Source organism: Streptomyces sp. NPDC052114 (assembly GCF_040680155.1).
Lineage (GTDB): Bacteria > Actinomycetota > Actinomycetes > Streptomycetales > Streptomycetaceae > Streptomyces.
Window position 1 is genome coordinate 251681 of sequence record NZ_JBFAWC010000005.1, and the last position, 21604, is coordinate 273284.

Below are 21604 nucleotides of genomic sequence, written 5' to 3' on the forward strand. Positions count from 1 at the left end.
CATCACAAGCCCGTTCGGGTTCTCCCTCCGACATCCATTGCACACGAGGAGCCGGTCGAACTCCGGTCGCCCGCAGGGCAGTTGCGGGCCGTTTGCCGGGCGTACGACCGCCGCGCACACAGCACTCAGGGGCACCCGGCGCACTGCCGGATGCCCCTGATCACGTGCGGAGGATCCTCGCGGACGGGAGGATCCCGCGCCCTACACGAACAGGCTGACCACCGCCGCCACCGCGAACCCGGCCACCGAGAGGACCGACTCCAGGACCGTCCACGTCTTCAGCGTGTCCCGCTCGGAGATGCCGAAGTACTTGGCGACCATCCAGAAGCCGCCGTCGTTGACGTGCGAGGCGAAGATGGAGCCCGCCGAGATGGCCATGATGACCAGGGCGACGAAGGCCTGGGAGTAGTCGCCCTCGGAGAGCAGGGGCGCGACGATGCCGGCCGTGGTGACGATCGCGACCGTCGCCGAGCCCTGGGCCACGCGCAGGATCAGGGAGAGCAGGTAGGCGAGGACGATGATCGGCAGGCCCACGTCCTGGAAGGTGTCCGAGAGGGCCTTGGCGACGCCGCTGGCCTTGAGGACGGCGCCGAAGATGCCGCCCGCGCCGACCACCAGGAGGATGTTGCCGACCGGCTTGAGGGACGAGGTCGACACCGTCTCCAGGGACTTGCGCGACCAGCCGCGCCGGATGCCCAGCAGGTAGTACGCCATGAGCAGCGCGATCGTCAGGGCGACGAAGGGGCTGCCGAAGAACTCGATGACCGAGCGGAGCGTGGAGGGGTCGAAGGCGATCGAGGAGAACGTCGCGAGCAGGATGAGCAGCAGCGGCGTACCGATGATCGCGAAGACCGTGCCCAGCGGGACCGGCTTCTCGCTCGGCTGCACTCCCGCGGCGCGCTGCTCGGCGACGACCGCGGCCTTCGCCTCGTCGGCGGCCTCGACCATGTCCTGCGGCACGGGCACGAAGATGCGCTTGCCGATCCACGCGGAGAACACCCAGGCGGCGAGGACGGCCGGGATGCCGCAGACGATGCCCATGAGGATGACCCAGCCGAGGTCCACCTTCAGCAGACCGGCGGCGGCCACGGGGCCGGGGTGCGGGGGCAGGAACGCGTGGGTCATGGAGAGACCCGCGAGCAGGGGGAGGCAGTAGAGCAGGATCGACTTGCCGGAGCGCTTGGCCGCCGCGTACACGATCGGCGCGAGGACGAAGATGCCGACGTCGAAGAAGACGGGGATGCCGAAGATCAGACCCGTCAGGCCCATCGCGAGCGGGGCGCGCTTCTCGCCGAAGAGGCCCAGCAGCCGGGAGGCCAGTACCTCGGCGCCGCCGGAGACCTCCAGGATCGCGCCGAGCATCGTGCCGAGGCCGATGATGATCGCCACATGGCCGAGGATGCCGCCCATGCCGGACTCGATGACGGAGACGGCGTCGGACTTCTGGACGGTGCCGAAGAGCTCGGTGACGGAGAGCCCGGCCGACAGGCCGACGGCTATGGAGACCGCGAGCAGCGCCACGAAGGGCTGCAGCCTGACCTTGATGATCAGGAAGAGCAGAAGGAGGATGCCGAGCGCGGCGACGGTCAGGAGACCGGCCGTGCCGTCGATCAGGGTGAGGAGACCGCCGGTGTGGGGTGGTTCCTCGGCGGCGGGGGCGGCCGCGAGCACGGCGGTGTGGAACGGGGACATCGTCGACCTCGTAAGTGCATGGGGCTTTCGGGGCAGGGGGGATCGCGGCACGGCGCCTCGTGCGGGTGAGGCGCCGCGCCGTGACGACGAACGGCTTGCTGGGGGTGGGTCAGGGGACGGGCTGCGTCAGCTCAGGACGGCGAGCGCGTCGATCTCGATGAGGAGGCCCTTGGGCAGCCCCACGTAGACCGTGGTGCGGGCGGAGGCCGGGGCCTTCAGGCCCTGCTCCTCGAAGTACTCGTTGTAGATCTGGTTCATCTCGGCGAAGTGGTCCACGTCCGTGAGGTAGACGCGCATCATCATCACGTCGTCCCAGGTCGCGCCGCCCTCTTCGAGGATCGCCTTGACGTTGGCGAAGGTCTGGAGGGTCTGCTCGCGCAGGGTGGGGCCCGCGGGGGTGGGGGCCTTGCCCTCCTCGGCCGGGAGGAAGCCGACCTGGCCGGCGACCTGAAGGATGTTGCCCTTCTTCACGCCGTGGGAGAACTTCGCGGGCGGGGTGGTGTGGGTGGCCGGGGTGAGGGCGATCTTCTCGGTCATGGGCTGTTCAGGCTTCCTTGAGAGGGGTGGTTTTCGCATCGGGCACACCGCCCGAGTACTCCCGGCTGATGGCGTCCGCCGTGCGACGGACCAGCGGGAGCAGGCTGAGGAGTTCCTCGGCGGTGACGACGACGTTCGGCGCGGAGACCGACATGGCGGCGACGACACGCCCGTCCGCACCGCGGATGGGGGCCCCGATGCAGTTGATGGACTCCTCGTGGCCACCGAGGTCGGTGGCCCAGCCCTGTTCGCGCACCTTGTCCAGCTCCCTCAGGAAGGCAGCGGCGTTGGGCGTCGAACGGGACGTGTAGGTGGGGTAGTCGAGCTTCTCCGCGATGGCGCGGCGCTCGGCCTCAGGGAAGTCGGAGAGCAGCAGCTTGGCGACGGCGGCGACGGTGATGGCCACCGGCTTGCCGATGCGGGAGTACATCCGCACCGGGTAGCGGCTCTCGACCTTGTCGATGTAGACGACCTCCTGCTCCTCGTAGACGGCGAGGTGGACCGTGTGGCCGCACTTCTCGTTGAGGGCGAGGAGGTGGGGGTGGGCGATCTCGCGCACGTCGAGGTTCTCGACGGCCTCCTGGGCGAGCGCGAACAGCCGGGCGCCGAGGCGGTAGCGCTGGTCGGACTGGCGGAAGACCAGGCCGTGCTCCAGCAGGGTGCGCAGCAGTCTGAGCGCCGTGGACTTGTGGACGCCGAGCCGGTCGGCGACCTGGCCGAGGTCGGCGGGGCCCTCGGCGAGCAGCGGCAGGATCGAGAGAGCGCGGTCGACGGTCTGGCTCATGGGGTGGGTACCTCCTCCTCGGCCTGGTCGTCGGCTGTCGTCCAGCCTGGGCCGAGGTGCAGTCTCTCCCAGGTGTCCGCGTCGAGGGCGGCGAGGCGGTCGGCGTGGCTCCGGGCCGGTGGCGTGGCGAGGTCGCCGGGGACGGTGAGGGCGGCGGCGGCCATGAGGTGGCCGTGGCGCAGCCGCTGCCCGACGGGCAGCCCCCGCAGGGTCGCGGAGAGGAACCCGGCGGCGAAGGCGTCCCCGGCCCCGACGGCCGCGACGACGTCGACGCGCGGCGCGGGCTCCTCGTGGCGTCCGGTGTCCGTGCCGAAGGCGACGGCGCCCTCGGCGCCCCGCTTGACGACGAGGAGCTGCGGCTCGGGCAGGGCCTCGCGGATCGCGTCGGGCCCGCCGGTGATGCCCCAGGCCTCGTCGGCCTCGTCCTCGCCGACGAAGACGAGGTCGGCGCCGCGCGCCAGGTCGAGCAGGACGCGCGCGTCGCCCGGCCGCCGCCACAGGCCGGGGCGGTGGTTGACGTCGAAGGAGACGCCGTCCGCGCCGGCGGCGGGGTCGACCAGAGTGCTCATCAGCTCCAGGCAGTCGGCCGAGAGCGCGGCGGTGATCCCGGACAGGTGCAGCAGCCGTCCGGAGCGCAGCGCGGCCCGGTCGAGGTTGGCCGTGGACATCGCGGAGGCGGCGGACCCGGCGCGGTAGTAGGCGACCTCGTGCGCGTCGGTGGCGCGGTCGCCCGCCGTGCGGAAGTAGATGCCGGTCGGGCGGTCCGGGTCGCGGCGCACGGCGGAGGTGTCGACGCCGTACCCGGCGACGGTCCGCACGAGGTGGTCGCCGAAGCCGTCGGCGCCGACGCGGCTGACCCAGCGGGTGGTGTGCCCGGCGGCGGCGAGCGCGCAGACGACGTTCGACTCGGCGCCGCCGATGCCGCGCTCGAAGGAGGGCACGTCGGCGAGGCGTCCCGGACGCGTGGGCACGAAGGTGACCATGGACTCGCCGAGCGCGACGACGTCCACGGGCTCCGGGGGCCGGGCGTCCTGTGCTGCCTGTGCGGTCACGTCCGATCTCACTCCTCACCGGCTTCCGGATCCGTTGACCCGGCGTTGGCTGGGATGTTAGACAGCAGTAAGCGACATACGCAATGACTGTTGCACATGCTGCAACGCACTCCTGGAGGAGGCGCCCATGGCCGCCGACAACGCCGTCGAACGTCCCGCCGATCCGCTGGCCGCGCTCGCGGACGAGCGGGTCGACCACCGCTTCAAGGGACTGCCGCCGGACGCCGAGGGCCTCACCGTCGGCGAGCTCGCGGCCCAGCGCAGGAACCTCTTCACGGACGGCTTCACCACCCCGGTCCTCGCGCTCTCCGCCGAGCGCCTGGAGCACAACCTCGCCCTCATGGAGACCTACGCCGAGCGGCACGGCCTCGCCTTCGCCCCGCACGGCAAGACGTCGATGGCCCCGCAGCTGTTCGCCCGCCAGCTGGAGCGCGGCGCCTGGGGCATCACGCTCGCGGTCCCCCACCAGGTGCGCGTGGCACGGCGGTTCGGCATCGGCCGGATCTTCCTCGCCAATGAACTCGTCGACGCGGCGGCGCTGCGCTGGCTCGCCGCCGAGCTGGACGCCGACCCCTCCTTCCGCTTCATCTGCTACGTCGACTCCGTACGCGGCGTCGAGCTGATGCACGCCGCCCTCGGCGCGGCGGGCGCCACCCGCCCCGTCGACGTGGTCGTCGAGCTGGCGGCGGGCGAGGGCGCGCGCACCGGCGCGCGGACCGAGGCCGAGTGCTTCGAGATCGCCAACGCCGTCGCGGGCGCGGACACGCTGCGGCTCGTGGGCATCGCCGGGTACGAGGGCGAGGTACCGGAGGCCTCCACCGAGACGGTCACGGCGTGGCTGCGCCGGCTCACCGCGCTGCTCGCGGAGTTCGACAAGGCGGGGCGGTTCGCGGATCTGCCGGAGGTCGTGGTCAGCGCGGGCGGCAGCGCCTGGTTCGACGCGGTCGCGGCGGTCTTCGCGGAGCTCCCCGAACTCTCCGCACCCGTACTGAAGTTGCTGCGCTCGGGTGCGTACGTCTCGCACGACGACGGCCACTACCGGCATCTGACGCCCTTCAACCGGGTCCCGGAGGAGGGCGCGCTGGAGCCGGCCTTCCGCCTGTGGGCGCAGGTGGTGTCGCGGCCCTCCGCCGAGCAGGCGTTCACCAACGCGGGCAAGCGGGACGCGGCGTACGACCTGGACCTGCCGGAGGCGCAGGTCGTGCGGCGGGACGGGGTGGAGCGGGCCGCGACCGGGGTCACGGTCTCCGGCCTCTCCGACCAGCACGGGTGGCTGCGCACGTCCCCGGAGGCGGACCTCGCCGTGGGCGACTGGCTGGGAATGGGCCTGTCGCACCCGTGCACGGCGTTCGACAAGTGGCAGTTGATTCCCCTGGTGGAGGCGGACGGGACGGTCACGGACTACATCCGCACGTATTTCTGACCGGGGGCTTGGGCGGGCATTCCGTTCGTGGCCCACTGACCGTGGTGGGCGGGATTCCCGTCCCGCCGCTCCGCGGCGGATCACTCCCGCCCACCCGTCGGCCCCGCACCGTACGGCTGGAGCAGGGGCCGGGTCCGCCACAGGGGCGGACCGCGCACACCGACGGCGAGATGCTGCCACGGGGGCCACCCGCACCCGGCGACGGAGTCGCACGGGTGGAGCGGGTGGGACAACCAGACCCGGCCGGAGGGCCGGGCGCACCACCAAACGGCCGAAAGCCGAACGCAGAGGAGAGGCACCCCATGGACCTGGTCATCCGGGACGCACGCGTCATCGACGGCACCGGAGGTGCCTCCTACCGCGCCGACGTCGCCGTACACGAGGGCAGGATCACCGCCATCCACAAGGAGGGCGAGGGCCCCCGCCCCTCAGGTGCCGTCACCCTGGACGCCCAGGGGCTCGCCCTGGCGCCCGGCTTCATCGACATGCACGCGCACAGCGACCTCGCCCTCCTCAGGGACCCCGACCACAGCGCGAAGGCGGCCCAGGGCGTCACCCTGGAGGTCATCGGCCAGGACGGCCTCAGCTACGCGCCCGTGGACGACCGCACCCTCGCCCAGGTCCGCCAGGCCATCACCGGCTGGAACGGCGACGGCAGCGACATCGACTTCACCTGGCGCACGGTCGGCGGCTACCTCGACGCCCTGGACTCCGCCCACGGCGGCCACGGCATCGCGGTGAACGCCGCCTACCTCATCCCCCAGGGCACCGTCCGCATGTACGCCGTCGGCTGGGACGACCGCCCCGCCACCCCCGCCGAGCTGGACCGCATGCGCCGGCTGGTCGCCGAGGGGATGCGGGAGGGTGCCGTCGGCATGTCGTCGGGGCTCACCTACACACCCGGCATGTACGCCGACGACTCCGAGCTCACCGAGCTGTGCAAGGTCGTCGCCGCCCACCAGGGCTACTACTGTCCGCACCACCGCAGCTACGGCGCCGGCGCCCTCCAGGCGTACGAGGAGATGGTGAACCTCACCCGCACCGCGAACTGCCCCCTCCACCTCGCGCACGCCACCATGAACTTCGGCGTGAACAAGGGCAAGGCGCCGGACCTGCTCGCCCTGCTCGACACCGCCCTCGACGGCGGCGCCGACATCACCCTGGACACGTACCCCTATACCCCGGGCTGCACGACGCTCGTGGCCATGCTGCCCAGCTGGGCCAGCGAGGGCGGCCCGGACGCGATCCTCGCGCGCCTCCAGGACGACGGGACCGCCGAGAAGATCCGCCACCACATGGAGGTGATCGGCGCCGACGGCTGCCACGGCGTGCCCATCGAGTGGGACACCATCGAGATCTCCGGCGTCTCCGACCCCGGGCTCGCCTCCTGCGTCGGCAAGACGATCGCCCAGTCCGCCGAGATGCGCGGCGAGGAGCCGTGGGTCACCGCGCGGCGCCTGCTCATCAACGACCGCCTGGGCTCGACGATCCTCCAGCACGTCGGCCACGAGGAGAACGTCCAGGCGATCATGCGGCACCGCGTGCACACCGGCGGCAGCGACGGAATCCTGCAGGGCTTCAAGCCGCACCCGCGCGCGTACGGCACCTTCCCGCAGTATCTGGGGCGCTACGCCCGCGAGTTGGGCGTCATGTCGCTGGAGGAGACCGTCGCGCACCTCACCTCGCGCCCGGCCGCCCGGCTGCGCCTGTCCGACCGGGGCATCGTCCGCGAGGGCTACCGCGCCGACCTGGTCCTCTTCGACCCGGAGACGGTCGCGGCGGGGTCCACCTTCGAGGCGCCCCGCACGCTGCCCACCGGCGTTCCGCACGTCCTGATCGACGGCCGGTTCGTGATGCGCGACGGCCGGCGCACGGACGTCCTCGCGGGACGCGCCGTACGCCGGACTCCCTGAGCGGGCGCGGCGGTTACCGCGCGGCGGCCGGCCGGGGCAGCTTGCAGCCCGGCCGGTCAAGGTCGATCCTGCTGGCCTTGCCGACGCACGGCACGATCCCGTACGTCTGCTGCGCGTAGTTGATGCCCTTGCGCACGGTCACGGTGCCCTTGCGGTCGACCTCGCAGGGGTTGTTGAGGGTGCAGCGCTCGCCGTCCTCGTTGCCCGTGTTGTTGACCGCGGTGACCTTGCCGGTCTTGTGGTCGATCACGGGCGAGCCGGAGGTGCCGCCGATGGTCTGGCAGGCCGGGGTGTAGCGGACCGAGTCCTTCCAGGTCCACTCCCCCTCCTTCAGGCGGTACACGAACCCGTCGATGGAGCAGCTGTACGTCTTCTTCCAGTACCCGGAGACGACCGTGATGGCGCGCCCCTTCACCGGGTGGGCGTCGTCAAGGACCAGCGGCTCGATGCCGTACTTCTTGGTGATGTCGCGGTAGCTGCTGGTCAGTTGGTAGATCGTGACGTCCGTGTCCGTCATCGTCGCGTACGCCACCTTGGACGCCTTGAGCGTGGCGACGTCGTTCGCCTGCGCGTCCAGCAGCTTGAAGGTGCGGGTGGAGGGCTGGTCGACGACGACCTCGCCCGCCCTGGGGAAACCGGACTCGATGCAGTGGCCGTTGGTGAGGACGAGTGCCGGGTCGCCCGCCTTGGCCCCAGGCGTGCGGACGACCGAGCCGGAACAGTTGCTGAGTGCCACCGTGCCCGCGAAGTCGACCGCCTTCGCCTTGGCCGAAGACTGCCGTACCGACCGGGTGTCCTGGCCTGCCGCGCCCCCCTCGGCCGCGTGCCCGGCGAACGCGGGCGCCGCGCCGGCGCCGGCCAGCGCGAGCGCGCACAGTGAACCCGCGAGAGCCTTGGACTTCTTTCCCATCGTTGGAGCCCCCCTCTGACGTACACCTGTGGTGCTGATGTCAGGGGCATTCTTTGGGTTCCCTGTGCGGCCGGACAAGAGGGGGTAACCCTTCTATTTCACCCGCGTGGCGTGATCCGGACGGAGTGCTCGCCGGGTCCCGAACGCAGCGTGAGCACACGGGAGTTGCGGTCCCAGGAGATCGCCTCGCCGCCCGCCGCCCGCCCGCCGCGCGGGAAGTACCGCGCGGGCAGATACACCTCGGTGCCGCCCCTCACCCCCGCCTTGCCCCGCCAACTGACGCTCAGCGTCCGGCTCCCGGCGTCCCACCGGTAGCCGACGGGGTCGCCCGCGACGGCCATCGGCGCGGGCCGGTCGAGCACGGGCAGCAGCGCGGTCGGCCGCATCTTCGCGTCCCAGGGCGCCCAGGAGCCGGGGTCGTTGGACCAGTAGGCGATGCCCGCCCCCATCTCGTCGGCCATGCGCTGCACCTTCTCGACGTACTCCATGGCCCCCGGCAGCCCCACGTCGAGCCCGAACTCGCCGATGACGACCGGCGCCCCGAGCCGCCGCGCGGTCCTCTCGGTCTGCTCGCGCCAGGCCTTCAGCGACGCGTCGACCTGCCCCTTGGCGCTGCCCGTGTACCCGCCGCCGAGGTCCATGGGCAGCGGATAGAGGTGCGGCGCGTACGCGATGCGCGCCTCCTCGCCGTCGCCGCGCGGGTCGTCCAGGCGCGGAAGCCCGGTGGCGAAGCCCCAGTTGGCGCCGATGGCGGACGGTTCGACCAGCAGCCAGCGGTCGCGGTCGACGGTGCGGATGGCGTCGACGCAGTCCTGGTAGAGCCGGGCGAGCGGGCCGGACTCGAAGGCCGGGCCCTGCACGCTGCCGCCCCAGGGCTCGTTCATCAGGTCGTAGCCGACGACCGCGTCGTCGTCGGCGAAGTACCTGGCCACCTCGCGCCAGGCCTTCACGTAGTGCCCGCGCAGATCGCGGCCGCCGTCGGCCGTCCCCCAGAAGCGGTCGAAGGCGCGGACCGTCCCCGGCTCGACGTAGCCGAGCTCCCAGGGGTCGGTGGCGGCGGAGGTGTGCCCGTCCGTCTCGGTCGCCCACTTCGGGGCGCCGTTGCCGCCCACCCCGGGCCCGTACAGATCCTGGTGCATGTCGAGCAACACGTGATAGCCGCGCTCGCCGTACCACCGCACCCGCTCGGCGACCCGCTTCAGATACGTCGTGTCGTACGTTCCCGGCGACGGCTCGACCTTGCGCCACTGGAGCAGGAAGCGGACGAAGTTGGTGCCCAGCGCACGCCGTTCGCGCGCCACGTCCTTCTCCTCGATCCACGGCATGCCGTCCGGGGCCTGCTTGGCGCTGCTCGCGGTGGACAGGCCGCGCAGCACGAGCGCGCGCCCCTGCCGGTCGGTGATCCACCGGTGGCCGCTCGCGGTGTCGGCGCGCGCGGCCCCCGCGCCCTCGGGTCCGACGGCGACCAGCAGGGCGGCGGCGACGGCGAGCACGACCGCGCCCACCACCCAACTGCGGTGTGCCACAGGGGACTTCATGGCCGGGATGGTAGATCGCGGGCCCTTGCGAGCAATAGACCTGAGCATTGTTCACTTTTCTTGGTCCGCCCCCTGTCGGCGCGCGCCCCTGCGCCCTACAGTCGCGCCATGCGGACGAAGATCGACGCACCGCGGGGGCGGGCGGCCGAGGCGCTGTGGGGGCGCGTCGACGCCACGGCCCTCGTCGCCGGGGTCTGCCTGCTCCTCGTGCTGCTGCACGGCAGCGCCACCCTGCTGACCGCGTTCACCGCGCGGGCGGGCCTGTCGGTGGTGCCGAGCGCGCTCGGCGTGCCCTTCGCGCTGCCGGGCCTGCGGGCCGCGCCGCTGGGCGCGACCGACTGGTCCTGGCAGCTGTGCGAGGACTTCGCGGCGCTGCTCCTGGTCGCCGTCGCGGCGGCCCGGATGCGCCGCCATGTGCGCGTACGTCCCGGGGCGGGGCGGGTCCGGCGGCTGCTCGCGGGCTGGACGGCCCTGATCGCGGGCGCCGCGACGGCGGGCGTCTGGCGCGGCCTGGTCGCGGCCCGCATGGTCGAGGCGGGCGGGTGGGGCTGGCTCGGACTGCCGCTCGCCGGGGCGCTGTTCGGCGCGCTGTGGGGTGTGGCGCTCGGGTGGCTGCCGGGGCTGGCGGCGCTGGGGGCGCGCGTTCCGGCGGACGGCCCACCGGAACGGGAAGGGGCCGACGTCCCGCCGGACGCCGGCCCCTGACGGTCACGGAACGGACCGCCTCACCGCGTGCGCGGCTCGATCACTTCATGCCGGACGGCTTCGGCAGCGTGCAGCCCTCGCGGCTCAGGTCGATCTTGTTGCCGGGGGCGACGCACGGCACGAGGCCGTAGGTCTGCTGTGCGTAGTTGATGCCCTCGCGCACGGTGACCTTGCCGTTCTCGTCGACCTCGCACGGGTTGTTGTCCGTGCACTCCTCGCCGCTCTCGTTGCCGGTGTTGTTGACGGCGACGACCTTGCCGGTCTCGTCGTCGATCACCGGCGAGCCCGAGGTGCCGCCGATCGTCTTGCAGTCGGGGGTGTAGCGGACCGAGTCCTTCCAGGTCCAGTTCCCCTCCTTCAGACGGTAGGCGAAGCCGTCGATGCTGCACTTGTACAGCTTCTTCCAGTAGCCGGACGCAACGGTGATCGCGCGCCCCTGCTCGGGACGCGCGGCGTTGAGCTCCAGCGCCTTGATCCCGTACTTGCTCTCGATGTCGCTGTAGGTGCTGGTGAGCTGGTACAGCGACATGTCCGTGTCGGTCATCGTGCCGTACGCGACCTTGCTGGCCTTGACCGTCCCGAGGTTGCCGCCCGAGGCGTTGAGCAGCGTGAAGCTGCGCGAGGACGGCTTGTCCAGGACGACCTCGCCCGGCGCGGGGAAGCCGCTCTCCAGGCAGTGGCCGTTGGACAGGACGAGCGCGGGGTCGCCGGGCTTCGAGTCGGGCACGCGGACGACGGAGCCGGAACAGTTGCTCAGCGCCACCGTCCCGGCGAACGTGACGGCCTTCGCCTTGGGCTTGGCCGGCTTGGCCGGCTCGGCCGCGGGCTTGGTGTCGGCCTGGGCGGGCCGTTCGCTGCTGACGGCCGTCGCGGGCGCCGCCGTGGCTCCGAGCAGGAGAACGGCGAAGCACGCACCGACGAGAGGCTTCTTCATGTGGGGGTCCCCTCTTGATGACTAAGTGACCGAAGTTGCTTCGGTTTTGTCATGCGCATTGTTGAGGCCCCCGGGCCCCAGGACAAGACCGCGAACGGACACAACTGACCGCTGAGAGAACACCGCGCCGGGGCGAGCGGACGCGTCACCACGGGAGCGGCCCCCTCACCGGTTCGGTTCGGAACGCCCCCACCGGCGCGGACGGAACGCCCCACCAGCACGACCTGCCCCGCCGGTATGGGCGGTACACCCCCCTTGTGTCCGAAAACACGAGGCGGCCCGCCATGCGCGGCCTTAAGCTCGCGGACATGCAGGTCATCCAGTCGACAAAGCTCGCCAACGTCTGTTACGAGATCCGGGGCCCGGTGCTCGAGGAGGCGATGCGGCTGGAAGCGGCGGGCCACCGCATCCTCAAGCTCAACACCGGCAATCCGGCCGCCTTCGGCTTCGAGTGCCCGCCCGAGATCCTGGAGGACATCCTCCGCAACGTCGGCGACGCGCACGGCTACGGCGACGCGAAGGGCCTCCTCGCGGCCCGCCGCGCGGTCGTCATGCACAACCAGACCCTGGGCATCGAGACCGACGTCGAGCACGTCTTCATCGGCAACGGCGTCTCCGAGCTCATCGTGATGGCCATGCAGGGCCTGCTCGACGACGGCGACGAGGTCCTCGTACCCGCGCCCGACTACCCCCTGTGGACCGCCGCCGTGTCCCTGTCCGGCGGCACCGCCGTGCACTACCGCTGCGACGAGCAGGCGGACTGGATGCCGGACCTCGCCGACATCGAGCGCAAGATCACCGACCGCACCAAGGCGATCGTGATCATCAACCCGAACAACCCGACCGGCGCGGTGTACAGCGAGGACATGCTGCGCGGCCTGACCGACATCGCGCGCCGCCACAACCTCCTGGTCTGCTCGGACGAGATCTACGACAAGATCCTCTACGACGGCGCGACGCACACCCCGACCGCCGCCGTCGCCCCCGACCTGCTGACCCTCACCTTCAACGGCATGTCGAAGGCGTACCGCGTGGCCGGCTACCGCGTCGGCTGGATGTCGATCTCGGGCCCCAAGGCACACGCCTCCTCGTACATCGAGGGCCTGACGATCCTCGCGAACATGCGCCTGTGCGCGAACATGCCCGGCCAGCACGGCGTCGTCGCGGCGCTGAGCGGACGCCAGACGATCAACGACCTCGTCCTGCCGGGCGGCCGCCTCCTGGAACAGCGCGACACCGCGTACGAACTGCTGACGCAGATCCCCGGCGTGAGCTGCGTGAAGCCGAAGGGGTCGCTCTACCTCTTCCCCCGCCTCGACCCGAAGGTCTTCAAGATCAAGGACGACCGGCAGATGGTCCTCGACCTGCTGCGGGCCGAGAAGATCATGGTCGTGCACGGCACGGGCTTCAACTGGCCGGAGCCGGACCACTTCCGCGTGGTGACGCTGCCGACCGCGACGGATCTGGCGGAGGCGGTCACCCGGATCGGGAACTTCCTGGACGGCTACAGCCAGCCGTGACGCCCGCGCCGCGCGGAAACGGCGTGTGGGAACGGTGCGTGGGGCCGGACGCCGACGGGCGTCCGGCCCCACCGGCGTTTCCGGGTCCGGCCGGGCGGAACCGACCCATCACCGGCCTTTCGGATCCGGCTCAACTTTAGAATGAATCTAAGCTAGGATGTCCACAAGACAGCTTGGAGGCCATCTCATGTACGAGCCGATCCGCACCAAGTCGGTCCACTCGATGGCCGACGACGCGAGCTTCCCGCACCGCTCCCGCGAGGAGGAGCTGGACATCCAGCTCGCCGGGCACCTGGCCGCCCTGCTCGCCGTCACCGACGAGCTGCGCGCCCTCGCCCCCGCCGCCGAACTGGACGCGGCGGCCGAGAAGTTGGCGCTTCAGGTCGCCCGCCTGCGCGGTGCGCTGCCCCCACGGTCCTCCGTGGCCGCCGCCATCCACGAGCCGCACCTGGCCGCCCTGCACCAGCGCGCGCACGCCCTCGCGGGCCGCGCCCTGGTGGTGGCCGCCTCCCGCGCCGACACCGCGGCCGCGATCCTGGCCGCCGAGCGCATGGACGCCCACGCGGACGCCACGCGCCTGGTCGGCGCCCCCTGAACGGCCCCGGTCCGCGGCCGGGGAGGCCGCGGACCGGGCGCCACCACCGGTGGCGACGACCGGGGGTACCCGTCGCCTAGCCGGTGATCCTCACAGTGGTCCGCGCCGACGAGGCGCCGTGCAGGGCATCGCCCGCGTAGCCCACCTCGTAGACCGTCTTGCCCTTCTTGCTCGGCAGGTCCCGGACCTTGAACGTGCCGTCGGCCGCGACCGACGCCGACGTCAGCTCGCCCGTCGTGCCGAACTTGTCGGTCCGCGTCACCTTCAGGGCGATCCCGGACGGCAGCGCGCGGCCCTGCCCGGTGAGCCTGCCGGTGATCTCCACGCCGTCCTTGCGGGTCGCCTCGGCGGGCGCCGTCAGCTCGATCGCCGTCGGGGCCTTCGCCACGTCGACGGTGACCGTGACGTCCTCGGCCGGGCGGTGCGTGACATCGCCGAGGAAGCGCAGGGTGTACGTCGCCTCGCCGAGGCGGTCCGGCACGTCGAGCACGGTGAAGGTGCCGTCGGCCGCGACCTTGGCGGCCGCCACCTCCTGCGTGCCGTCGGCGTCCTTGCGGACCGCGGTGACCTTCACGGGCTCGGCGGGCGCGGGCCCGTCCAGCTCCAGCCTGCCCCGGATGCCGAGGGGCTCGCCGACGACCGGCTTCGAGGGCGTGGTGCCCAGGGCGCCCGTGAAGCGCGCGTCGTACTGCGCGGCCGGCGGCTTGATGACGTGCAGCCAGTGGTCGCCGCCGCCGCCCGAGGTCACCGCGAAGAGCCGCGAGCCGTCCTTGGCCCAGGCCAGGCCCTGCGGCGCGATCCGGGCGCCGTCGAGCTCGCTCTCGAAGGCGAACTCCAGGGGCGTGGTGCCGTCCGCCGGGTCGGCGGGCTGGATCAGCAGGTCGGGCGTGCTGCCGGAGGCCGCCGCGCCCCGGGCGACGTACTTGCCGTCGCCGCTGAACGCCACCGCCGAGGACTTCGCGCCCTCCGGAAGGGGCTGGTAGCCGGTCGGCGCGTCCGAGAGGTCAAAGGCGTTCAGGAGCCGGGTGCCGAACGCGCCGTCGGCCACCGCGATCCGCTTGCCGTCGGCGCTCTGGGCGAGGTCCTTCAGGTCGAGCGCGCCCTTGCCCTCTGCGTCGGCGAAGCGCCGCTGGGGACCGCGCACCAGGGTGTCGCCGCTCGCGTCGAACGTGGTGAGGAACGGGTCGGCCTTGTCGCCCGCGGCGGCCTGCCCCATCACGAGCCGGTCCGGCGCGCCGGGACCCGCCGCCAGCTTGAGCCGTCCCTTGCCGGTCCAGCCGGTGTTCGCGGGATAGGGCGAGCCGACCTGGTGGAGCGTCGTGGTGTTGTTGCTGTCGTTGCAGTACGAGTCGCTGTACGGCGTCTCCGTGAACCACGTCTTGCCGCCCGCCACGGCCAGGTCACGGCCGCAGGTCACGTCGGCCGGCGTGTAGCTGGCGCCGCTCTTCGTCAGCGTCGCCGTGTCGAACGTCAGCATCCGGTCCGACTGCGACACGTGCAGCGTGGCGCCGTCCGCGCTGAGCGCCATGCCGGAGACCGGCTTGTCGGTGGCGAGCGACCCCACCCGCCGGCCCTGGAAGTTGTAGATCCAGACCGAGCTCGCCGAGCTGCCCTTGCGGCCGTCGGTGACGTAGACGTACTCGTGCGCGTCGTCGACCACCATCGCCCCGAACGACGCGATCGGCAGCTTGGCCACCTCGTCCGACGGCGTGGCGGCGTACGCGGCCGGCGTGCCGACGGCGACCAGGCCCGTCGTGCCGAGGACCACCGCGAGCGCGGCGCCCGTCACCCGTCTCAAGCGCTGAGAGTTCTTCAACTTGGCCCCCCACAGGCGTTCTTGGGGCACGCGCCCGTCAGCGGCCCCCCGTGTGGGCACATTGAAACATGTGAGTGCCATGTGAAGGCAAGGTGCACAAGATGCGGATATTGCGGACGGGATCCCTCCGCACCCTCGGACGGAATCCCTCCGTTGCCCCGGACGGAATCCCTCCGCACACGCCGATGGGCCCCGCACGCCGTTGTGCGGGGCCCATCCGGAATGCGGGGAACGTCAGCCCAGGCGCTGCACCAGCGCGCGGTACTCGTCCCACAGCTCCTTCGGCGTGTGGTCGCCGAAGGTGTTGAGGTGCTCGGGCACCAGGGAGGCCTCCTCGCGCCAGACCTCCTTGTCGACCGTGAGCAGGAACTCCAGGTCGGCGTCGGCCAGGTCGAGGCCGTTCGTGTCCAGCGAGGCGGCCGTCGGCAGGATGCCGATGGGGGTCTCGACGCCCTCGGCGCGGCCGTCGAGGCGGTCCACGATCCACTTCAGCACGCGGGCGTTCTCACCGAACCCGGGCCACACGAACTTGCCGTCGGCGTTCTTCCGGAACCAGTTGACGTAGTAGATCTTCGGCAGCTTCGCCTGGTCCTTGTCGGCGCCGACCTTGACCCAGTGGGCCATGTAGTCGCCCATGTTGTAGCCGCAGAACGGCAGCATGGCGAACGGGTCGCGGCGCAGCTCGCCGACCTTGCCCTCGGCGGCGGCGGTCTTCTCGGAGGCGACGTTGGCGCCGAGGAACACGCCGTGGTTCCAGTCGAAGGACTCGGTCACCAGCGGCACGGCCGAGGCGCGGCGGCCACCGAAGAGGATCGCCGAGATCGGCACGCCCCTGGGGTCCTCCCACTCGGGCGCGATGATCGGGCACTGCGCGGCCGGGGTGGTGAAGCGGGCGTTGGGGTGCGCCGCCGGGACACCGCTCTCGGGCGTCCAGTCGTTGCCCTTCCAGTCGGTGAGGTGCGCCGGGGTCTCCTCCGTCATGCCCTCCCACCACACGTCGCCGTCGTCCGTGAGCGCGACGTTCGTGAAGACGGAGTTGCCCCACAGGGTCTTCATGGCGTTGGCGTTGGTGTGCTCGCCGGTGCCGGGCGCGACGCCGAAGAAGCCCGCCTCGGGGTTGATCGCGTAGAGGCGGCCGTCCTCGCCGAAGCGCATCCAGGCGATGTCGTCGCCGATGGTCTCCACGGTCCAGCCGGAGATCGTGGGCTCCAGCATCGCGAGGTTGGTCTTGCCGCAGGCGCTCGGGAACGCGGCGGCGACGTACTTCGACTCGCCCTGCGGCGGGGTCAGCTTGAGGATCAGCATGTGCTCGGCGAGCCAGCCCTCGTCGCGCGCCATGACGGAGGCGATGCGCAGGGCGTAGCACTTCTTGCCGAGCAGGGCGTTGCCGCCGTAGCCCGAGCCGTAGGACCAGATCTCGCGGTCCTCGGGGAAGTGCGAGATGTACTTGGTGGAGTTGCAGGGCCACGGCACGTCGGCCTCGCCCTCCGCCAGCGGCGCGCCCAGGGTGTGGACGGCCTTCACGAAGAAGCCGTCGGAGCCCAGCTCGTCCAGGACGGTCTGGCCCATCCGGGTCATGGTGCGCATCGAGACGGCGACGTACGCGGAGTCGGTGATCTCGACGCCGATCGCGGACAGCGGCGAGCCGACCGGGCCCATGCAGAAGGGCACGACGTACATCGTGCGACCGCGCATGGAGCCGCGGAAGACGCCCTTCTCGCCGGCGAAGATCTCCCGCATCTCGGCGGGGGCCTTCCAGTGGTTGGTCGGGCCCGCGTCCTCCTCCTTCGCGGAGCAGATGAAGGTGCGGTCCTCGACACGCGCGACATCGGTCGGGTCGGAGGCCGCGTAGTAGGAGTTGGGGCGCTTGATCGGGTCGAGCTTCCTGAAGGTGCCCTTGGCGACGAGCTCCCCGCACAGGCGCTCGTACTCGGCCTCGGAGCCGTCACACCAGACGACGCTGTCCGGCTGTGTCAGTTCGGCGATCTCATTCACCCAGGAGACGAGCTCCTGGTGGGTGGTCGGGACAGTGTCCAAGGACTGGGGAGCCGCGATGTCGCGCGCCACGATTGCTCCTAATCGGAGGGGTTTTGAGGATGTATGCCCCGTGGGGGCTGCGACCCGGACGCTTCACTTGATTTCCCTCTGGCGCTCATCCGGTGCCGACCGCACTCATTTGATCATCCGACGCGCGCGCCCATCTGTCCAGAGGGCCTCACACCTGAGCGGCGTGAGCATCGCCACTTGTACGCGTACGGGGGTGAGGGCGGTGATCCGTCCGTTTGATGTACGACTTACGGAGCCGTAGGTACGATGCCGTCCATGACCGCCCCCGTCCCCGAAGTGGTCCCCGAGCCCGCGGGCACCGCTTCTCCCGTCGTGCCGCGGCCACACCTGCCGCTCCCCGCGAAACCGAAGATGCGCGGCTGGCTGCATGCCGGCATGTTCCCCGCGGTGCTCGTCTCGGGCCTGGTGCTGACCGCGCTCGCGGACTCCACCCGAGGCCGGGTCGCCTGCGGCATCTTCGCCCTGACCGCCTGTCTCCTCTTCGGCGTGAGCGCGCTCTACCACCGGGGCAACTGGGGCCCCAGGGCCGACGGGATCCTCCGCAGGCTCGACCACTCCAACATCTTCCTGATCATCGCGGGCACCTACACCCCGCTGACCCTGCTGCTGCTCCCCGAGGCGAAGGGGCGGTGGCTGCTCTGGAGCGTCTGGGGCGCCGCCGTCGCCGGCATCGCCTTCCGCGTCCTGTGGGTCGGCGCCCCGCGCTGGCTGTACACCCCCTGCTACATCGCGATGGGCTGGGCGGCGGTCTTCTTCCTGCCGGACTTCCTCCAGAAGGGCGGCATCGCGGTGCTCGTCCTGGTCGTCGTCGGCGGACTCCTCTACAGTGCGGGCGGCGTGATCTACGGCATCAAGCGCCCCAACCCCTCCCCCCGCTTCTTCGGCTTCCACGAGGTCTTCCACTCCCTGACCCTCGCGGCCTTCGCCGTGCACTACGTCGGCATCTCCCTGGTGGCCTACCAGCACGCCTGACACACCCCCCCCTTCCACCCGACGGCCGCGGCTCTCCAGCCGCGGCCGCTTTCGTGTGCGCCCACTGCCCCCCGCACACCCCTCGGAGAAAATATTGACAGCAACTCTCTTTTGAGAGCTACTCTCATTTTATGACGACTGTCTCTGACCCGACTGCCGCCGTACGGCAGGACCCCCGCCGCTGGTGGGCGCTCGGCGCCCTGGTCGCGAGCCTCCTCGTGCTCGGCTTCGACATGACGATCCTCAACGTCGCGCTGCCGACGATGGCCGGACAGCTCGGCGCGAGCACCGGCGAGCAACAGTGGCTGGCGGACGCGTACGTGGTCGTCTTCGCGGCGCTGATGCTCCCCGCCGGGCTGCTCGGCGACCGGTTCGGGCGGCGCGCGATGCTCATGGCCGGGCTCGGCGTCTTCCTGGCGGGCTCGCTGCTCGGAGCGCTCGTGGACGACGTCGCCCTCGTCGTCGCGGCCCGCGCCGTCATGGGCCTGGGCGCCGCCCTCGTCATGCCGCTCGCCTTCGCCGTGCTGCCCGCGCTCTTCGGCCCCGGCGAGCGGACCCGGGCCATCGGCATCGTCTCGGCGGCCGGCGCGCTCGGCGCCCCGCTCGGACCGATCGTCGGCGGCTGGCTGCTCGACCACTTCTGGTGGGGCTCGATCTTCCTGGTCAACGTGCCCATGGTCGCGATCGGCCTCGCCGCCTGCCTGTTCCTGCTGCCCGAGACCCGCGACCCGGCCTCCCCGCGCGTCGACGCCCTCTCCGCCGCCCTGACCGCCGCCGGGCTCGGCGCCCTGGTCTTCGGCATCATCGAGGCGCCCGGCCGTGGCTGGGGAGACGCGCTCGTGCTCGGCGCGTTCGCCGGCGCCGCCGTCCTGCTGACCGCCCTCGTCCTGCGCGAGCGCCGCATGACGCGGCCCATGCTCGACCTGACCCTGCTGCGCGAGCGCGCCTTCTTCCTCAACACGACGGCGGCGACGCTCGTGATGTTCGTGCTGTCGGGCCTGATGTTCGTGCTGCCGCCCCACCTCCAGGCCGTCCTCGGCAACGACGCGTTCGGCACCGGCGTGCGGCTGCTGCCGATGATGGGCGGCCTGCTGATCGCCGCGAAGGGCGCCGAACCCGTCGTACGGCGCTTCGGCGGGCGCGCGGTGATCAGCGGCGGGCTCGTCGTCCTCGCCTTCGCCGCGATCCTCGGCAGCCGCACCGGACCCGGCAGCGGCTACGGCTTCACCGCGCTGTGGCTCTCGGTGGCCGGACTCGGCTTCGGCTTCGCGATCGTGCCGGCCATGGACGCGGCGCTCGGCGCCCTGCCCGCGGAGCGCGCGGGGTCCGGCTCGGGGCTCCTGATGACCGTGCGTCAGGTGGGCGCCGCCGTCGGGATCGCGCTGCTCGGCTCGCTGCTCGCCGCCGCGTACACCGGCCGCCTGGACACCGATGGGCTGCCGGCGCCCGCGGCCGACGCCGCGAAGGACTCGGTCGTCGCCGCCCACGCGGTCGCCGCCCGGCTCGGCGACGACGGGCTGCGCGCCTCCGCGAACGCCGCGTACGTCCACGGCATGGACCTCGTCCTCCTGGTCAGCGGAGTGGCCGCCCTGGTGACGGCGCTGCTCGTCGCCGCGCTCCTGCCCCGGTCCGGTGCCGCGCGGACGCCGGGCACGGACCGGGGCGGCGCCCCGCACGATGCCCGACAATGAACGTCATGACGGCCGCACGGACCCCGCTCCCCGAGACCGCGCCCCCGCTCGGGCTGCGCGAACGCAAGAAGCTCAAGACCCGGCTCGCGATCCGGGAGGCGACGTACCGGCTGATCCAGGAGCAGGGCTACGAGGCCACGACGGTCGAGCAGATCGCGGAGGCCGCGGAGGTCTCCCCCTCCACGGTCTTCCGCTACTTCCCGACCAAGGAGGACATCGTCCTCACCGACGAGTTCGACCCGCTCCTGGAGCGCGAGCTGCGGCAGCGGCCCGCCGACGAACCGATCGTGGAGTCGCTGCGGCAGGTGCTGCGGCAGGCCGTCGTCCTCGGCTTCACCGAGGAGCCCGAGACCACCCGGCTGCGCACGAAGCTGATGATCGAGGTGCCCGCCGTGCGCTCGCGGATGCTGGAGAGCATGTCCGTCACCGGCGGGATCCTGTGCCGCGTCATCGCCGAGCGCACCGGCCGCGACCCCGGCGACCTGGAGGTGCGGACGTTCTCCATGGGGCTGATCGGCGCGCTCACCGAGACCACCGCGTACTGGGCCGAGCACGATCACGAGGACGACCTGGCCACGCTGGTGGACCGGACGCTGTCCGCGCTGACCAGCGGGTTCGCGGCGACCGGAAATCCCCGGTGACGCCCGCCCCGCACATGCCATCCTGACCGCATGAACGGTCCGGAGATTGTCGTCGGTTTCGCCCCCGAGCTGGGGCTCTTCGTCCCGCACGAGCGAAGGGGCGGCCCCACCGCGGCCGTGACGGACGGAGTGTCCACGCTCGGGCACGTGGTCGAGTCCCTCGGCGTCCCGCTGACGGAGGTCGGCGCGCTCGTGGTGGACGGCCGCGAGGTCGCCGCCGGGCACGTCCCCGCGGCCGGCGAGACCGTCGACGTCCGCGCGGTGGCCCGCCCCCAGGCCGTCCCCGGCGCCCCGCTCCGCTTCCTCCTCGACGTCCATCTCGGCACGCTGGCGCGGCGGTTGCGCCTCCTCGGCGTCGACGCGGCGTACGAGAGCACCGACATCGGCGACCCCGCGCTCGCCACGCGCTCGGCCGAGGAGCGGCGCGTGCTGCTCAGCCGCGACCGGGGGCTGCTGCGGCGCCGCGAGCTGTGGGCGGGCGCGTACGTCTACAGCGACCGCCCCGACGACCAGCTCCGCGACGTGCTCGGCCGCTTCGCCCCCGAGCTGACCCCCTGGACCCGCTGCACCGCCTGCAACGGCACGCTGCGCCCGGCCACGAAGGACGAGGTGGCGGACCTCCTGGAGGGCGGCACCCGCGGCACGTACGACGTCTTCGCGCAGTGCGGACAGTGCGCCCGCGTGTACTGGCGGGGCGCCCACCACGACCGCCTGGAGGCGATCGTGGACCGCGCCGTCGAGGAGTTCGGCGCGGCCCCCGGCCGGCTCGCGGCGCGTACCGCGGGAGAACGCGGATGACCGCTTCCAGGCGGAC

At 71.9% G+C, this 21604-nt stretch carries 18 protein-coding genes; 9 read left to right on the forward strand and 9 right to left on the reverse strand.

Translation table 11 applies throughout. The features are described 5' to 3' along the window. Positions 1-201: 201 nt before the first annotated feature. The 4 genes from AB0L89_RS13400 to AB0L89_RS13415 all read right to left on the reverse strand — a co-directional run bounded on the left by AB0L89_RS13400 (position 202) and on the right by AB0L89_RS13415 (position 4065). The gene (locus tag AB0L89_RS13400; protein WP_365139161.1) at positions 202-1692 is read right to left on the reverse strand and encodes a gluconate:H+ symporter; all 1491 of its coding nucleotides are present in this window, start codon (positions 1690-1692) and stop codon (positions 202-204) included. A gap of 126 nt (positions 1693-1818) precedes the next feature. Then, positions 1819-2229: a RidA family protein gene (locus AB0L89_RS13405; protein ID WP_055697200.1), complete on the reverse strand. Its 411-nt coding sequence runs from the start codon at positions 2227-2229 to the stop codon at positions 1819-1821. A gap of 7 nt (positions 2230-2236) precedes the next feature. Further along, complete coding sequence (locus AB0L89_RS13410; RefSeq protein ID WP_365139165.1) at positions 2237-3013, reverse strand: IclR family transcriptional regulator; 777 nt, start codon at positions 3011-3013, stop codon at positions 2237-2239. Further along, complete coding sequence (locus AB0L89_RS13415; RefSeq protein WP_365139168.1) at positions 3010-4065, reverse strand: sugar kinase; 1056 nt, start codon at positions 4063-4065, stop codon at positions 3010-3012. Before AB0L89_RS13415 ends, AB0L89_RS13410 begins: the two co-directional genes overlap by 4 nt. 127 nt (positions 4066-4192) lie before the next feature. Here AB0L89_RS13415 and AB0L89_RS13420 point away from each other — a divergent pair, with 127 nt between their 5' ends. Next, positions 4193-5488: an amino acid deaminase gene (locus AB0L89_RS13420; protein ID WP_365139171.1), complete on the forward strand. Its 1296-nt coding sequence runs from the start codon at positions 4193-4195 to the stop codon at positions 5486-5488. Positions 5489-5790: 302 nt separating this feature from the next. After that, positions 5791-7401 carry a D-aminoacylase gene (locus AB0L89_RS13425; protein WP_365139174.1) on the forward strand — a complete coding sequence of 537 codons (1611 nt, stop codon included), beginning with the start codon at positions 5791-5793 and terminating at the stop codon, positions 7399-7401. Positions 7402-7414: 13 nt separating this feature from the next. Here the strand turns inward: AB0L89_RS13425 and AB0L89_RS13430 are convergent, their stop codons facing one another. Then, a complete protein-coding gene (locus tag AB0L89_RS13430; protein ID WP_365139177.1) occupies positions 7415-8311 on the reverse strand; it encodes a serine protease in 897 nt (298 codons plus the stop codon). A gap of 98 nt (positions 8312-8409) precedes the next feature. Next, positions 8410-9849: a cellulase family glycosylhydrolase gene (locus tag AB0L89_RS13435; protein ID WP_365139180.1), complete on the reverse strand. Its 1440-nt coding sequence runs from the start codon at positions 9847-9849 to the stop codon at positions 8410-8412. 108 nt (positions 9850-9957) lie between these two features. Between AB0L89_RS13435 and AB0L89_RS13440 the strand changes: the two genes are divergently transcribed. Beyond that, positions 9958-10554: a hypothetical protein gene (locus AB0L89_RS13440; RefSeq protein ID WP_365139183.1), complete on the forward strand. Its 597-nt coding sequence runs from the start codon at positions 9958-9960 to the stop codon at positions 10552-10554. A 40-nt stretch (positions 10555-10594) separates the two neighbouring features. Here AB0L89_RS13440 and AB0L89_RS13445 read toward each other — a convergent pair whose 3' ends face one another. Then, the gene (locus AB0L89_RS13445; RefSeq protein ID WP_365139186.1) at positions 10595-11488 is read right to left on the reverse strand and encodes a serine protease; all 894 of its coding nucleotides are present in this window, start codon (positions 11486-11488) and stop codon (positions 10595-10597) included. Between the two features lie 308 nt (positions 11489-11796). Between AB0L89_RS13445 and AB0L89_RS13450 the strand changes: the two genes are divergently transcribed. Together AB0L89_RS13450 and AB0L89_RS13455 are read left to right on the forward strand one after the other, a co-directional pair. After that, a complete protein-coding gene (locus AB0L89_RS13450; protein WP_365139811.1) occupies positions 11797-13008 on the forward strand; it encodes a pyridoxal phosphate-dependent aminotransferase in 1212 nt (403 codons plus the stop codon). A gap of 187 nt (positions 13009-13195) precedes the next feature. Then, positions 13196-13603: a hypothetical protein gene (locus AB0L89_RS13455; RefSeq protein ID WP_365139188.1), complete on the forward strand. Its 408-nt coding sequence runs from the start codon at positions 13196-13198 to the stop codon at positions 13601-13603. A 76-nt stretch (positions 13604-13679) separates the two neighbouring features. Here the strand turns inward: AB0L89_RS13455 and AB0L89_RS13460 are convergent, their stop codons facing one another. Then, positions 13680-15392 (reverse strand): Ig-like domain repeat protein, encoded by a 1713-nt coding sequence (locus tag AB0L89_RS13460; RefSeq protein ID WP_365139814.1) that lies wholly within the window; start codon positions 15390-15392, stop codon positions 13680-13682. A 261-nt stretch (positions 15393-15653) separates the two neighbouring features. Continuing rightward, positions 15654-17486, reverse strand: a complete 1833-nt coding sequence (locus AB0L89_RS13465; RefSeq protein WP_365139191.1) for a phosphoenolpyruvate carboxykinase (GTP) — start codon at positions 17484-17486, stop codon at positions 15654-15656. A gap of 246 nt (positions 17487-17732) precedes the next feature. On the opposite strand from AB0L89_RS13465, the gene AB0L89_RS13470 reads away from it, so the two are divergent. The 4 genes from AB0L89_RS13470 (at position 17733) to AB0L89_RS13485 (ending at position 21588) form a co-directional block, all read left to right on the forward strand. Then, positions 17733-18458, forward strand: coding sequence for a hemolysin III family protein (locus AB0L89_RS13470; protein WP_365139194.1), 726 nt, complete (start codon positions 17733-17735; stop codon positions 18456-18458). 131 nt (positions 18459-18589) lie between these two features. Continuing rightward, complete coding sequence (locus tag AB0L89_RS13475) at positions 18590-20149, forward strand: MFS transporter (RefSeq protein WP_365139197.1); 1560 nt, start codon at positions 18590-18592, stop codon at positions 20147-20149. 5 nt (positions 20150-20154) lie between these two features. After that, positions 20155-20790, forward strand: a complete 636-nt coding sequence (locus tag AB0L89_RS13480) for a TetR family transcriptional regulator (protein WP_365139200.1) — start codon at positions 20155-20157, stop codon at positions 20788-20790. Positions 20791-20820: 30 nt separating this feature from the next. Further along, positions 20821-21588 carry a Mut7-C RNAse domain-containing protein gene (locus AB0L89_RS13485; RefSeq protein ID WP_365139203.1) on the forward strand — a complete coding sequence of 256 codons (768 nt, stop codon included), beginning with the start codon at positions 20821-20823 and terminating at the stop codon, positions 21586-21588. Positions 21589-21604 lie beyond the last annotated feature (16 nt).

Coding starts and splice junctions, on each gene's coding strand:
- AB0L89_RS13400 (WP_365139161.1), bottom strand. CDS start 1,692: ATGTCCCCGTTCCACACCGCCGTGCTCGCGGCCGCCCCCGCCGCCGAG.
- AB0L89_RS13430 (WP_365139177.1), bottom strand. CDS start 8,311: ATGGGAAAGAAGTCCAAGGCTCTCGCGGGTTCACTGTGCGCGCTCGCG.
- AB0L89_RS13480 (WP_365139200.1), top strand. CDS start 20,155: ATGACGGCCGCACGGACCCCGCTCCCCGAGACCGCGCCCCCGCTCGGG.
- AB0L89_RS13445 (WP_365139186.1), bottom strand. CDS start 11,488: ATGAAGAAGCCTCTCGTCGGTGCGTGCTTCGCCGTTCTCCTGCTCGGA.
- AB0L89_RS13435 (WP_365139180.1), bottom strand. CDS start 9,849: ATGAAGTCCCCTGTGGCACACCGCAGTTGGGTGGTGGGCGCGGTCGTG.
- AB0L89_RS13410 (WP_365139165.1), bottom strand. CDS start 3,013: ATGAGCCAGACCGTCGACCGCGCTCTCTCGATCCTGCCGCTGCTCGCC.
- AB0L89_RS13455 (WP_365139188.1), top strand. CDS start 13,196: ATGTACGAGCCGATCCGCACCAAGTCGGTCCACTCGATGGCCGACGAC.
- AB0L89_RS13425 (WP_365139174.1), top strand. CDS start 5,791: ATGGACCTGGTCATCCGGGACGCACGCGTCATCGACGGCACCGGAGGT.
- AB0L89_RS13450 (WP_365139811.1), top strand. CDS start 11,797: ATGCAGGTCATCCAGTCGACAAAGCTCGCCAACGTCTGTTACGAGATC.
- AB0L89_RS13475 (WP_365139197.1), top strand. CDS start 18,590: ATGACGACTGTCTCTGACCCGACTGCCGCCGTACGGCAGGACCCCCGC.
- AB0L89_RS13420 (WP_365139171.1), top strand. CDS start 4,193: ATGGCCGCCGACAACGCCGTCGAACGTCCCGCCGATCCGCTGGCCGCG.
- AB0L89_RS13440 (WP_365139183.1), top strand. CDS start 9,958: ATGCGGACGAAGATCGACGCACCGCGGGGGCGGGCGGCCGAGGCGCTG.
- AB0L89_RS13485 (WP_365139203.1), top strand. CDS start 20,821: ATGAACGGTCCGGAGATTGTCGTCGGTTTCGCCCCCGAGCTGGGGCTC.
- AB0L89_RS13405 (WP_055697200.1), bottom strand. CDS start 2,229: ATGACCGAGAAGATCGCCCTCACCCCGGCCACCCACACCACCCCGCCC.
- AB0L89_RS13470 (WP_365139194.1), top strand. CDS start 17,733: ATGCCGTCCATGACCGCCCCCGTCCCCGAAGTGGTCCCCGAGCCCGCG.